10 protein-coding genes are annotated in these 12,822 nt (G+C 70.6%); 7 read left to right on the top strand and 3 right to left on the bottom strand.

The features are described from left to right. Window positions 1-62 precede the first annotated feature (62 nt). From ACFW9O_RS36200 to ACFW9O_RS36210, 3 genes are read left to right on the top strand one after another with little or no spacing between them, the layout of a single operon-like run. A complete protein-coding gene (locus tag ACFW9O_RS36200; protein ID WP_384615381.1) occupies window positions 63-509 on the top strand; it encodes an ATP-binding protein in 447 nt (148 codons plus the stop codon). Window positions 510-524: 15 nt separating this feature from the next. Further along, window positions 525-1,565 (top strand): NAD(P)/FAD-dependent oxidoreductase, encoded by a 1,041-nt coding sequence (locus tag ACFW9O_RS36205; RefSeq protein ID WP_384615383.1) that lies wholly within the window; start codon window positions 525-527, stop codon window positions 1,563-1,565. After that, window positions 1,562-2,194, top strand: coding sequence for an SAM-dependent methyltransferase (locus ACFW9O_RS36210; protein WP_384615385.1), 633 nt, complete (start codon window positions 1,562-1,564; stop codon window positions 2,192-2,194). Before ACFW9O_RS36205 ends, ACFW9O_RS36210 begins: the two co-directional genes overlap by 4 nt. Window positions 2,195-2,281: 87 nt before the next feature. Here ACFW9O_RS36210 and ACFW9O_RS36215 read toward each other — a convergent pair whose 3' ends face one another. Continuing rightward, window positions 2,282-2,899, bottom strand: a complete 618-nt coding sequence (locus ACFW9O_RS36215) for a YceI family protein (RefSeq protein ID WP_384615387.1) — start codon at window positions 2,897-2,899, stop codon at window positions 2,282-2,284. Window positions 2,900-3,155: 256 nt separating this feature from the next. Here ACFW9O_RS36215 and ACFW9O_RS36220 point away from each other — a divergent pair, with 256 nt between their 5' ends. After that, window positions 3,156-3,677 (top strand): hypothetical protein, encoded by a 522-nt coding sequence (locus ACFW9O_RS36220; RefSeq protein ID WP_351169661.1) that lies wholly within the window; start codon window positions 3,156-3,158, stop codon window positions 3,675-3,677. A gap of 59 nt (window positions 3,678-3,736) precedes the next feature. Here the strand turns inward: ACFW9O_RS36220 and ACFW9O_RS36225 are convergent, their stop codons facing one another. Together ACFW9O_RS36225 and ACFW9O_RS36230 are read right to left on the bottom strand one after the other, a co-directional pair. Beyond that, window positions 3,737-4,957 (bottom strand): cysteine desulfurase-like protein, encoded by a 1,221-nt coding sequence (locus ACFW9O_RS36225; protein ID WP_384615390.1) that lies wholly within the window; start codon window positions 4,955-4,957, stop codon window positions 3,737-3,739. Between the two features lie 194 nt (window positions 4,958-5,151). Then, complete coding sequence (locus ACFW9O_RS36230; protein WP_384615391.1) at window positions 5,152-6,378, bottom strand: glycoside hydrolase family 64 protein; 1,227 nt, start codon at window positions 6,376-6,378, stop codon at window positions 5,152-5,154. A 358-nt stretch (window positions 6,379-6,736) separates the two neighbouring features. Here ACFW9O_RS36230 and ACFW9O_RS36235 point away from each other — a divergent pair, with 358 nt between their 5' ends. From ACFW9O_RS36235 to ACFW9O_RS36245, 3 genes are all read left to right on the top strand, one after another. Next, window positions 6,737-10,606 (top strand): endo-alpha-N-acetylgalactosaminidase family protein, encoded by a 3,870-nt coding sequence (locus ACFW9O_RS36235; protein WP_384615394.1) that lies wholly within the window; start codon window positions 6,737-6,739, stop codon window positions 10,604-10,606. A gap of 283 nt (window positions 10,607-10,889) precedes the next feature. Beyond that, window positions 10,890-12,473, top strand: coding sequence for an acyl-CoA carboxylase subunit beta (locus ACFW9O_RS36240; protein ID WP_351169673.1), 1,584 nt, complete (start codon window positions 10,890-10,892; stop codon window positions 12,471-12,473). 71 nt (window positions 12,474-12,544) lie between these two features. After that, window positions 12,545-12,748, top strand: coding sequence for an acyl-CoA carboxylase subunit epsilon (locus tag ACFW9O_RS36245; RefSeq protein ID WP_329207026.1), 204 nt, complete (start codon window positions 12,545-12,547; stop codon window positions 12,746-12,748). Window positions 12,749-12,822 lie beyond the last annotated feature (74 nt).

A 12,822-nucleotide genomic window follows, 5' to 3' on the forward strand; every position in this document is an offset into this window, starting at 1 on the left:
CAAACGCGATGTACGACCTGACGCGCTGATCAACCCTAGTGACGTTCTGTGACAGTCGTCCCGTGAATGAATCAACTCAACTCCTCTGCCTCCGCGAGGCGTTCTACCGCCGCGAGCGCAGGTCGATCCCCCTCGCACGGCAGTTCGTGCGTGCGACGCTGCTCGACTGGGCGTGCGGGGTGCCCGTCGACGACGTGCTGCTCTGCGTGAGCGAGCTCGCCACCAACGCACTGGTCCACGGCGTCCCGCCCGGCCGCGGATTCCGCGTACGCCTCTCCTGGGAGCGGGTGCTCAGGGTCGAGATCCACGACAGCGGGGGCGGCGAGGTCCAGGAAGGGTCCGACCCCGCCCCGTACCAGGAATACGGGCGCGGTCTGGTCCTCGTCGGGGCGCTTGCCGACGCGTGGGGGGTGGGGGAGCGGGATCCGGGGAAGGCCGTCTGGTGCGAGTTTGCCGCTTCGGCAAGCAAGCTTGTCGAAACGGGGCGGGGCGCGCACCATCTCCCGTAGATGGAGGTGTTTCGCATGAGTGACAAGAATCAGCGCTACGACGCGGTCGTGGTGGGCGGTGGGGCCGCCGGGCTGAGCGGGGCTCTCGCCCTGGCCAGGGCGCGGCGTTCCGTGCTCGTGATCGACGCGGGCAGTCCGCGCAACGCGCCCGCGTCCCACGTGCACAACTACCTGGGCCGCGAGGGCACCCCGCCCTCGGAGCTGCTGGCCATCGGCCGGGCGGAGGCGTCCGCGTACGGGGCCGAGATCGTCGAGGGCGAGGTCGTGGCGGCCGAGAAGCTCCCGGACGGCGGATTCCGTGTCGTACGGGAGGACGGGAGCGCCGTCGAGGCCCGCCGGCTGCTGGTGACCACCGGGCTGGTCGATGAACTGCCGCAGGTGGAAGGCCTGGCCGAGCGCTGGGGTCACGATCTGCTGCACTGCCCGTACTGCCACGGCTGGGAGGTGCGGGACCGGGCGATCGGCATCCTGGCCGTGAGCCCGATGGCGGTGCACCAGGCACTGCTCTGGCGGCAGTGGAGCGATGACGTGGTGCTGTTCCGGCACCTCCGGTCCGACTTCACCGACGAGGAGTACGAGCAGCTGGCCGCGCGGGGCATCGCCGTGGTGGACGGCGAGGTCGCAGGGACGGTCGTGGAGAACGACCGGCTCACCGGGGTACGGGTGACCGGCGGCACGGTGATCCCGCGCGAGGTGCTCGTGGTCCAGCCGCGCTTCACCGCGCGTTCCGGGGTCCTGGAGAGCCTCGGCCTGGTGCCCGCGCCGATGGAGATGGGCGACCATCTCGTCGGCACGTACTTCGAGGCCGATCCGACCGGTGCGACGGCGGTACCCGGGGTGTGGGTGGCCGGTAACGTCGCCAACCTCATGGAGCAGGTCATCGGTGCCGCCGCCGCGGGGCTGAAGGCGGGGGCGGCCATGAACGCGGACCTCGTCACCGAGGACACCCGCCGCGCGGTCGCCGCCCGGCAGGAACCCTTCTCGGCCGAGGCCGAGCGACATGTCACCGAGCGCGTGCTCGGAAACCGCCGTCATGGACTGCAGGAGACCCGATGACCGACGACACCACCCGGACCGACGCCGAACTCTGGGACGACCGGTACCGCGAGAGCGACCGGATCTGGAGCGGGAACCCCAACGCCGCGCTGGTCCGTGAAGTGGAGGGACTGAAGCCGGGGCGCGCCCTCGACCTCGGCTGCGGCGAGGGCGCCGACGCGGTCTGGCTCGCCCGGTGGGGCTGGACGGTCACCGCCACCGACATCTCGCGGGTCGCCCTGGAGCGGGCGGCGGGGCACGCGGCCGACGCGGGCGTGGCGGACCGGATCGACTGGCAGTGGCACGACCTGGGCGCCTCGTTCCCGGAAGGGGAGTACGACCTGGTCTCCGCCCAGTTCCTGCACTCCATGGGCGATCTGCCGCGCGAGCGGATCCTGCGGCAGGCGGCCTCGGCGGTCGCGCCCGGCGGCGTACTCCTGATCGTCGGGCACGCGGGCTTCCCCTCCTGGGAGCATGACCACCCGGACGTGGAGTTGCCGACCACGGACGAGGTGCTCGCCTCCCTCGAACTCCCGGCCGGGGAGTGGGAGGTGCTGGTCAGCGCGGAGCACGAGCGGATCCAGAACGACCCGGACGGGAACCCCACCACCCGCACGGACAACGCTCTGAAGGTGCGCCGCACCGTGTGACCGGGAGTCCCCGGACGCCGAGCGCCCGCCTTCCTCCCCGGTGGGGGAGCGAAGGCGGGCGCGCTCGGTTCAGGATCTCCGTACGGTTCAGGCCTGCGGGGCGGCCTTGATCGCGGAGATGTCGAAGTTCAGCTTGACCTTGTCGCTGACCATCACGCCGCCGGTCTCCAGCGCCGCGTTCCAGGTCAGGCCCCAGTCGGAGCGCAGGATGTCGGTGCTGCCCTCGAAGCCCACGCGCTCGTTGCCGTAGACGTCGGTGGCGGAGCCGTTGAACTCCAGGTCGATGGCGAGCGGGCGCGTCACGTCCTTGATGGTGAGGTCGCCGGTGACGCGGTACTTGTCGCCCCCGAGCTGCTCGGCCGTGGTGGACCGGAAGGTCATGAGGGGGAACTTCTCGGCCTCGAAGAAGTCGCCGCTGACCAGGTGACCGTCACGGTCGGCGATGCCGGTGTCGACACTGGCGATCTTGACGTCGATGGAGGCGGAGGAGTTCGCCGGGTCGGCGCCGTCCAGCCGCAGGGTGCCCTCGTGCTCACCGAAGGAGCCGCGCACGTTGGTGACCATGGCGTGGCGCACGGTGAAACCGATGCTGCTGTGCGCCGGGTCGATCGCGTAGGTGCCGGTCAGGGCGGCCAGTGCGGGGTCCACCGCGAGGGTGGCGGTGGTGGACGGGGCGTCGTTGTTCTTGCGGTTGAACAGAGCCATGGCTCCTCCTCGGGGACGTGTTCAGACGAGTGACTGTCGAAGTTCTTGTTTAACCTTCAACGAGATTGACTGTAGACCAATGTGGTTCGAAATTCAACAACAAGGGTCCAGGCCCTTCCGAAAGCCGCTCCGTGACGTCGATCGATCACGCGGCACCTCTGGCGGACGCGCGTAGAACCGGGCAGGATCTCCCTGCTCGGCCCCGCACGACAGCTCGCTCATCCCCCGTTTTGTCATGAGCAGGAGGATTTCCCCCATGCTGACCCGTCCTGTACTCCGCTCGGCCCTGACCGCCCTCGCCCTCGTCCTCGGGGTGCTCTTCGCGCCCGGTGTCGGCGTGATCAGCAGCGCGACCGAGGCCAATGCCGTGACCAAGCTGACCCACTCCCAGGCCACCTCCCGCTTCAGCTCCTCCGGGATCACTTGGTCGTCGTCCGGCGGCTGCTCCAACCGGAACGTCTCCACCTGTACGTCCTTCGACCAGCTCAACCTCACCAGTGCCCAGGGAGCCCAGACGCTCAAGAGCGCCACGGGATGCGGGCTCAACATCACCGGCGGCACCGAGACCGGGCACGCCAGTGGCACGTACTCGCACTGGAACGGCTACAAGCTCGACTTCGGCAAGACCACCTGCCTGACGAACTACGTGAAGAGCGCGTTCACCTACATCGGTGTGCGCGGCGACGGAGCACCCCAGTACCGCTCCGGATCCGGCAACGTCTACGCGGACGAGGGCAACCACTGGGACGTGACGTACTACAACTGCGGCGGCTGCTGACTCCGCACACACAGGTGCCCCCGTCCGGCGGGACGGGGGCACCGTGGGTCCGGGGACGCTCAGGCGTCGGCGGGGTGTGCGGTGAGGAACGCGGCCAGGGCGTCCAGCAGCCGGTCGGCGTCCTCGGCGCTGCTGTACGGCGCGAGGCCGATCCGCAGCCCGCCCCCGTCGCCCAGACCCAGATGGCGCGAGGCCTCCAGGGCGTAGAAGGAGCCGGCCGGAGCGTCGACTCCGTGCTCGGCCAGATACCGCGAGGCGAGCGCGGCGGAGCGGCCCGGGAACGTCAGCAGCAGCGTCGGTGTGCGCCGGGCGGCCCGCGAGTGCACGGTGATCCCGTCGAGGGCGGCCAGCCCGGTCTCGATGCGGGCCCGCAGGGCGTCCTCATGCGCCTCGATCTCCTCGAAGGCGGCGAGGAGCCGCTCCCGCCGGGTGCCCTCCGTGCCGGGAGCCAGCGAGGCGATGAAGTCCACCGCGGCGCGGGCGGCGGCCAGCAGCTCGTACGGGAGGGTGCCCAGCTCCAGGCGCTCCGGGATCGCGTCGGTGGACGGCAGGAGCTTGTCGGGCCGCAGGGTCTCCAGCAGCTCGGGCCTGCTCGCCAGCACGCCCATGTGCGGACCGAGGAACTTGTACGGGGAGCAGACCAGGAAGTCCGCGCCGACGGCGGTCAGGTCGACGGCCGCGTGAGCCGTGTAGTGCACGGCGTCGACGTGCAGCAGGGCGCCGGCGGCGTGGACGAGCCCGGCGATGGCGGGCAGGTCGGGGCGGGTGCCGACGAGGTTGGACGCGCCGGTGACGGCGACCAGCCGGGTCCGCGCGCCGAGGACGGCGGCGACGTGGCCGGGTGTCAGCTCAGCGGTCGCGGGGTCGAACTCGGCCCAGCGGACCGTCGCGCCCACCGCCTCGGCGGCCTGGATCCAGGGGCGGATGTTGGCGTCGTGGTCGAGACGGCTGACCACCACCTCGTCGCCGGGCCCCCAGTCCTTGGCGAGGGTCCGTGCGAGGTCGTAGGTGAGCTGCGTCGAACTGCGGCCGAACACGATGCCGCGCGGCTCGGCCCCCAGCAGGTCGGCCAGGGCGGACCGGGCCCCGGCCACGATGGCCTCGGCGTTGCGCTCGCCCTCGTTCTGCGTGCCCCGGACGGCGAGCGGATTCGCCAGTGCGTCGGTGATCGCGTCGATGACCGGCTGGGGTGTCTGGGTGCCGCCGGGCGCGTCGAAGCGGGCCGACCCGGACTTCAGGGCCGGAATCTGCGCGCGGACTGCGTGGACGTCGAAGGGCATGCGTTCTCCTGGAACATCGCTGCGGACCAGCTGGGGAGGCGGCGCACGGGTACGGGCCCCCGGACAGGATCCTGCCCCTCGCCGGAACGCGACGCGCAGCCGGGTGCCGGGACCGCCCGGGCCGACGCGGACGCGGCAGGGCCGCCCGCCGTGTGGGAACGGCGGGCGGCCCTGGTCCTGACGCAGGCTTCCGGTCAGGAACCGACGCTCACCGTGAAGCGCCGCGGGTTGCCGTCGTGGGCAGCCCCGGAGACGTCCGGCTGGCCGTCCGGGCGTACGTCGTCGTACGGGAACGCGTACCCGATCGGGGAGTTCGCGTGGACGACGCGCGACCAGTGGTTGGTCACCGCGCCCTTGTAGTAGTCCGCCACCGTCGTGCCGTTGGGCTGCTGGGGGTGGCTCAGCATGATCGAGCGGTTGAAGCCCGCCGCGATCCTCGCCAGCAGTGCCTTCTTGTCGTCGGAGTCACCCGGGTTGTTCGTGAAGGGCCCGTGGTTGCACGTGAAGATGTCCTTCGACGTCGGCTTGACGAAGGTGTGACCACCCTCGAACGTCAGGGTGTCGCCGCTGACCCGGCCCGCGAGCGTGCCCCGGCCGCCCTGGAGGTCGATCCGGAGGTCGGTGGAGCGGTACCTCTCCCAGACCTCGTCGATCTGCGCCGTGAACAGATCCCGGAACGGCATCTCGTTCGGCCGGTCGAAGAACGGCGCCATCAGGTTCTGCGGCGAGACGACCCGCAGGACCTTCCCGTCCGGACCGCGCGTCACCAGCTTGTCCCAGGGCTGCCCGTCAGCGGCGGCCTGGGCCGTCAGGTCGTCGGCGATGCGCTGCACCGCCCCGTCCGGGAGCGGCGCCACGGTGTGCGTGGTGTCGCCCTCCAGCGTCAGGCCGATCGGCAGCGCCGTCACCAGGTCGACGTAGCTGATGTTCGCGTAGATCTGCTGCGGGTTGAACGTGAACTCGCAGAACGACCAGGTCCGCCCGTAGTTCGGGTCGGTGGGCGTGGCGAAGGCCGGCTCGACCAGGGAGGGGCCCGGGTTCAGGTAGAAGTCCAGCTTGTCGTCGCGTACGAAGTAGACCCGGGCCCCGTACATCTGAGGCAGCGTCAGCACGACCGGCCCGGCGCCGGCGGCCTTCAGCGGGATGGCGCAGTCCACCGGAAGCGGGGTCTGCGGGGCACCCGGGGAGTCCGGGCGGTAGACGCTGCCGTCGGCCCGCAGCAGTACCCAGCGGTCGGTGCCCTGCTCGTGGCCGGTGACGTACGCATGGACGGTGCCCGGCAACGAACGGTTCTCCAGGGCGAGTTCGCACGTCGCCGGTGCGGCCGACGTGCGCGGGCTCAGGGCGGTGCCCCAGAGCGGGTAGGTGAGCGCGGTCGCGGAGGCGGCTGCGCCCGTCAGGAACATTCTGCGCGAAATCATGAAGAACTCCCGAGATGTGGGGGGCCGCAGGCGGAGTCATGGGTGGTCGAGCGGGGAGGCGGTGCGGTGGGGGCCGCCTGCGGTGCGAACCACTCTCACCACGGGTGCCGCGAGCGTCAAGAGTTAGGACTGAGAGCGCTCTCAAGAATCGAAATTCTTCACAACTCGACGTCTCGGAGCGGCATTTCGCGACCCTCGGTCGGTGATCGCGTGCGCGCGGTGAACAGGAACTGAACGCGCGACCCGGCCTGACGTGTCCCACCGCTCTTGGACTAACCGACCGCGGTTGTTGGACTGGTAAGTCCCTCGGGACGGTATGACGTTGACCCTGTCGAGGCCGTGGGATTACTCAGTCCTCATGTCGTCAAGATTCCGTTCGGCGGGCGCAGTCGCCGCCGCCTCAGCCGCCGTCCTGGCCCTCGTGGGTACCGCGCTCCCCGCATCGGCCGCCGACCCGCCGCCTGCCGCGGCGGCCGACTCCGCCGCAGCCGGTGCCGTCATCGCCTCGGAGCAGCTCTCCGTCTCCGTCGCCGAGGACTTCCCGCGCGTCCTGACGTACACCGACCGGGCCGGTGGGGCGCGGCTGGCCGGCAGTACGCGGCCGGTCACCGCCGTCACGCTCAACGGTGCCGCCCACCCCGTGCGGCTCAAGGGCGCACCGGAGTTCACCGCGACGGAGGCCCGCTACACCCTCGCCTTCGAGGACCTGCCCGGCGTGGAGATCGACACCACGCTCTCCGTGGCCGGACGCGCCACCACCTTCAAGGTGACCGCCGTGCGCGACACCGAGGCCTTCCGCGTCGGCACCATCGACATACCCGGCCACGACCTGGTCTCCGTAGGCTCCGCCGAGACAGGCGCCGCCACGGCATTCACCCGGCTGGACCCGGACTCCACGAAGACCGCCGACGTGTTCGCGGAGGTCACCGAGGAGACGGCCGCGGACAGCGCGCCGCTCGGTGCCTCGTACGCCATCGTCAGCACGGGCACCCTGGCCGCCGCCATCGAGTCCAACTCCACCTACGACAAGCCCTCGGGCGCCACGGGCGGCGACGACGCCCGCTTCTGGCACCAGGCCCGCAAGGAAGCCGACGGCAGTGTCCGGGTCGGGGTGTGGTCCGGTCAGTGGACCTACCGCGGCGAGGGCGCGCCGAAGCCGGAGAGCGGGGCGGACCTGCCCTGGGCGAAGGTCGTCGTCACACCCGACGCCAACGGCGACAAGGCCGTGAACTGGCAGGACGGCGCGGTGGCCTTCCGGTCCATCGGGATCAAGGCACCGGGTTCCGAGGACACCGCGAACCGGGTCATCACCCACATCCCGTTCAACTTCGCCAGCCAGGCCACCCACCCCTTCCTGCGCACCCTCGACGACGTCAAGCGGGTCTCGCTCGCCACCGACGGCCTCGGCCAGCTCGCGGTGCTCAAGGGCTACGGCTCCGAGGGCCACGACTCCGCCCACCCCGACTACGGCGGCAACTACAACAAGCGGGCCGGCGGCCTGAAGGACCTCAACGCACTGCTCGAGGACGGCAGGAAGTGGGGCGCCACCTTCGGCGTCCACGTCAACGCCACCGAGTCCTACCCCGAGGCCGACGCGTTCGACGAGAAGCTCGTCGACAAAACGAAGCCCGGCTGGAACTGGCTCAACCAGAGCTACTACATCGACCAGCGCCGCGACATCAACAGCGGAGACCTCGCGAAGCGCTTCCAGCAGCTGCGCGACGAGACCGACGACAACCTCGGCTTCCTCTACATCGACGTCTACTACTCGCACGGCTGGATCGCGGACAAGACCCTCCGGGCCGTGCAGCAGCAGGGCTGGAACGTCGGGACCGAATGGGCCGACAAGTTCGAGCGCGGCTCGCTCTGGTCCCACTGGGCCAACGACCTCGACTACGGCGGTGCCACCAACAAGGGCCTCAACTCGAAGATCATCCGCTTCATCCGCAACGACGAGAAGGACATCTGGAACAACGACCCGGTCCTCGGCCAGACCGCGCTGGAGGACTTCGAGGGCTGGACCGGCGAGACCGACTGGAACGCCTTCTACGCCAACATCTGGGAGAGGAACCTCCCCGCCAAGTACCTCCAGCAGCAGAGGATCACCCGCTGGGACGGCAACGACGTCACACTCACCGGCGGGGTGCGCGGCACGGTCGAGAACGGCAGCCGGACCTTCTACGACCACGGTCGCAAGGTCCTCAGCGGCACCGGCTACCTGCTGCCCTGGGACGGCGGCAAGAAGCTCTACCACTACAACAAGGCCGGTGGCAGCAGCAGTTGGGCCGTTCCCGGCACGGGCGCGTACACCGTCTACAAGCTCACCGACAACGGCCGCGTCAGGACCGGCACCGTCCGGCCCGTCGGCGGGAGGATCACACTGGAGGCCACCGCCGGACAGCCCTACGTCCTCTACCCGGACCGGGCGCCGCAGGCCGCCGACCCGCGGTGGGGCGAGGGCACCCCGGTCGACGACCCCGGCTTCAACGACAGCGGGCTGGACGACTGGACGCGGACCGGCACCGTCACCCGAGACACCGACGAACAGGGACGCAACAGCGCCGAGCTCTCCGGCTCCGGTACGGCCGCGCTCTCCCAGCGCATCACCGGACTGAAGCCCGGCACGCGCTACACCGCCTCCGCGTTCATCGAGGTCGAACCGGGCAGGAGCCGGCACACGACCCTCTCGGCCGGCAGGACATCCGTCGCCGTGGACCGGTCCACCGCCGAGGACCAGGTCGCCGCGTCCGACCGGCACGGCACGTACTTCCAGCGGGCCAAGGTCAACTTCACCGCACCCGCCGACGGCCGCACCACCCTGCGCATCGAGGCGGCCCGCGGCAGCACGGCGACCGTGCGGGCCGACGACGTACGCATCGTCGCCAACGCCCCGGCGACGAAACCCGGCACCGTCGCGTACGAGGACTTCGAGGACGTCGACCAGGGCTGGGGACCCTTCCTCAAGGGCGACGCGGGCGGCTCCACCGATCCCCGCACCAGCGTCTCCCAGCTGCACGCCCCCTACACCCAGGCCGGCTGGAACGGGAAACTCGTCGACGACGTGCTCGGCGGCAAGGAGTCCCTCAAGGCCCACGAGGAGAACACCGGCCTCGTCTACCGGACCGCACCCTGGACCGTCCCGATGACCGACGGCCGCCGCTACAAGGTCGAGTACGACTACCAGTCCAGCCACGCCGGTGCCTACGAGTGGGTCGACGGGTACGACCGGATCGACGCCGACGGCGCCCCCGCATCGACCGAGACGCGGGCCACGCCGATCGGCCGGCAGCTCACCACCGGTCACTTCACCGAGACCGTCACCGCCGGCTGCGGAGACACCTGGACCGGGCTGCGCAAGCGCGGCGACGCTCCCGAGGGCGCCGACCTCGTGCTCGACGGATTCACGGTGACCGACCTGGGACCCGCCCCCGCGGGCGAGCGGTCCGCCTGCGCCACGCTCGCCGTCACGGCCGGAACCCAGGCACTGGAGCCCGGAGCGGCCACCACGGTGAAGGCCGCCTTCACCAACCACGAGGCGGCGGAGGCCACCGGCGTCGAGGTCGGCCTCACCCTCCCGGCGGGCTGGACGGCACAGCCCGCCGGAGCCGTCACCTTCGACAGGGTCCCACCCGGCGCGAGGACCGAGGCGAGCTGGCAGGTCACCCCGCCCGCGGACGCAGCGTACAAGGCGTACGACCTGGGCGCCGCCGCCTCGTACACGGTGGACGGCACCCCACGCACGCTGGGCGCGAACACCACCGTGCGGACCCTGCCCCCGCCGCCCGTCACCGACAGCTGGGCCAGTGACCTGGACTGGACGAGCTCGGAGAACGGCTGGGGTCCGGTCGAGCGCGACCTCTCCAACGGGGGAACGGGCGCCGGCGACGGCACCCCGCTGAACATCGGGGGCACCGTGTACGAGAAGGGCCTCGGCACCCACGCACCGGCGAAGGTCCGCTACTACCTGGGCGGGAAGTGCACCTCGTTCACCGCCGAGGTCGGGGTCGACGACGCGCAGACCTCGCGGGGGAGTGTGCTGTTCTCCGTCACGGCGGACGGCACCGAGAAGGCCGCCTCGCCCGTGCTGAGGGCGGCGGACACCGCGTGGCGGCTGGAGGCGGACGTCACCGGCGCGAAGTACGTCGAGCTGGCCGTCGCGGACGGCGGCGACGGCAACGGCAACGACCACGCCGACTGGGGGAGCGCCCGCTTCCACTGCGGAAGCTGAACCCGGGCTTGTGGCGAGGGGGCGGTTCCGATTCCGGTTCCGCCCCCTGCCATTCTGGGTACGAGGTCCGCCGGGCCGGTGGATCCGCGGCGTGGCGCGCATTCGCCGATGTGCCCCACACCACAGACCCCGCTTTGTGGAAGACCCACAACGGGAGAGCCCCACGGGCTGGCAGATGGGCTGCATGGTGCGTCGGTTCTGTCAGGTGCCACCAGGAAACCGGGCAGGAGACTGTCCGGAGTCGACGGCACGAATCCCTGGGTCGGGTTCGTAGGGTCGATGCATGACCGTTGTGGACGAAATCCCGGGCGAGCCGAGTGACACGCGTGGCCGGGTGGCCGAACTGCTGGACCTGCGCGAGCAGGCACGGCGCGGACCGAGCGACCGGGCGACCGAGGCACAGCACGCCAAGGGCAAGCTGACCGCACGGGAGCGCATCGAGCTCCTGCTCGACCCCGGTACGTTCAAGGAGGTCGAGCAGCTCCGCCGTCACCGGGCGACCGGATTCGGGCTGGAGACCAAGAAGCCGTACACCGACGGTGTCATCACCGGCTGGGGCACGGTCGAGGGCCGCACGGTCTTCGTCTACGCGCACGACTTCCGGATCTTCGGCGGCGCACTGGGCGAGGCCCACGCCACCAAGATCCACAAGATCATGGACATGGCCATCTCGGCCGGTGCTCCGCTGGTCTCGCTGAACGACGGCGCCGGCGCCCGTATCCAGGAGGGCGTGAGCGCGCTCGCCGGGTACGGCGGGATCTTCCAGCGCAACACCCGCGCCTCCGGTGTCATCCCGCAGATCAGCGTGATGCTCGGCCCGTGCGCGGGCGGCGCGGCCTACAGCCCCGCCCTCACCGACTTCGTGTTCATGGTCCGTGAGACCTCGCAGATGTTCATCACCGGACCGGACGTCGTCAAGGCCGTCACCGGCGAGGAGATCACCCAGAACGGGCTCGGCGGCGCGGATGTGCACGCCGAGACCTCGGGCGTCGCGCACTTCGCGTACGACGACGAGGAGACCTGCATCGCCGAGGTCCGCTACCTGATCGGGATGCTGCCGTCCAACAACCGGGAGAACCCGCCCGTCACGGCGACGGACGACCCGGCAGACCGCCGCGGCGATGTCCTGCTGGACCTGGTCCCGGCCGACGGGAACCGCCCGTACGACATGCACAAGGTGATCGAGGAGCTCGTCGACGACGGCGACTTCCTGGAGATCCACGAGCGCTGGGCCCGCAACATCATCTGCGCCCTGGCCCGGCTCGACGGCCAGGTCGTCGGCATCGTGGCCAACCAGCCGCAGTCGCTGGCCGGTGTCCTGGACATCGAGGCGTCCGAGAAGGCCGCTCGATTCGTCCAGATGTGCGACGCTTTCAACATCCCCATCGTCACTCTGCTGGACGTACCCGGCTTCCTGCCCGGCGTCGATCAGGAGCACGGTGGAATCATTCGGCACGGCGCGAAGCTCCTGTACGCGTACTGCAACGCCACCGTGCCGAGGATCTCGCTGATCCTGCGCAAGGCATACGGAGGCGCGTACATCGTCATGGACAGCCAGTCCATCGGTGCCGACCTCACGTACGCCTGGCCCACCAACGAGATCGCGGTGATGGGCGCCGAAGGTGCCGCCAACGTCATCTTCCGCCGTCAGATCGCGGACGCCGAGGACCCCGAAGCCATGCGGGCCCGCATGGTCAAGGAGTACAAGGCCGAGCTGATGCACCCCTACTACGCCGCGGAGCGCGGCCTGGTCGACGACGTCATCGACCCCGCCGAGACGCGTGAGGTCCTGATCGCCTCTCTCGCGATGCTCCGCAACAAGCACGCGGATCTGCCGTCCCGCAAGCACGGCAACCCCCCGCAGTAGTCGCAGCCGCCCCGGCAACCCCGGATGCGTGAACGACCAGCTGCCCAGAACGTCCAGAAGACGGAGACACCATGAGCGTCACTCCCGCCGAGTCCGTGCTGCGCGTCGAGAAGGGCCAGGCCGGCCCCGAGGAGCTCGCGGCCATCACCGCGGTCCTGCTCGCACGCGCAGCCGCCCAGCCCGACGCGCCCGCCCACCGGGGCCGCAACCACGCCGGATGGCGCCGACTGGAGCGCACCCCCGGTTTCCGTGCTCCGCACAGCTGGCAGGGCTGAGAAGGGCCCTGCAGGCCCCTTCAGGGCCCCTTCGGTCCCGGACACACGGAAAGGCCCCGCACTCCCTCGGGAGC

This window comes from Streptomyces sp. NPDC059499 (genome assembly GCF_042749285.1).
Taxonomy (GTDB): domain Bacteria; phylum Actinomycetota; class Actinomycetes; order Streptomycetales; family Streptomycetaceae; genus Streptomyces.

Excerpts from the sequence above, each read along its gene's own strand:
- ACFW9O_RS36210 (WP_384615385.1), top strand. The coding sequence starts at position 1,562 with ATGACCGACGACACCACCCGGACCGACGCCGAACTCTGGGACGACCGG.
- ACFW9O_RS36235 (WP_384615394.1), top strand. The coding sequence starts at position 6,737 with ATGTCGTCAAGATTCCGTTCGGCGGGCGCAGTCGCCGCCGCCTCAGCC.
- ACFW9O_RS36230 (WP_384615391.1), bottom strand. The coding sequence starts at position 6,378 with ATGATTTCGCGCAGAATGTTCCTGACGGGCGCAGCCGCCTCCGCGACC.
- ACFW9O_RS36245 (WP_329207026.1), top strand. The coding sequence starts at position 12,545 with ATGAGCGTCACTCCCGCCGAGTCCGTGCTGCGCGTCGAGAAGGGCCAG.
- ACFW9O_RS36215 (WP_384615387.1), bottom strand. The coding sequence starts at position 2,899 with ATGGCTCTGTTCAACCGCAAGAACAACGACGCCCCGTCCACCACCGCC.
- ACFW9O_RS36205 (WP_384615383.1), top strand. The coding sequence starts at position 525 with ATGAGTGACAAGAATCAGCGCTACGACGCGGTCGTGGTGGGCGGTGGG.
- ACFW9O_RS36240 (WP_351169673.1), top strand. The coding sequence starts at position 10,890 with ATGACCGTTGTGGACGAAATCCCGGGCGAGCCGAGTGACACGCGTGGC.
- ACFW9O_RS36220 (WP_351169661.1), top strand. The coding sequence starts at position 3,156 with ATGCTGACCCGTCCTGTACTCCGCTCGGCCCTGACCGCCCTCGCCCTC.
- ACFW9O_RS36225 (WP_384615390.1), bottom strand. The coding sequence starts at position 4,957 with ATGCCCTTCGACGTCCACGCAGTCCGCGCGCAGATTCCGGCCCTGAAG.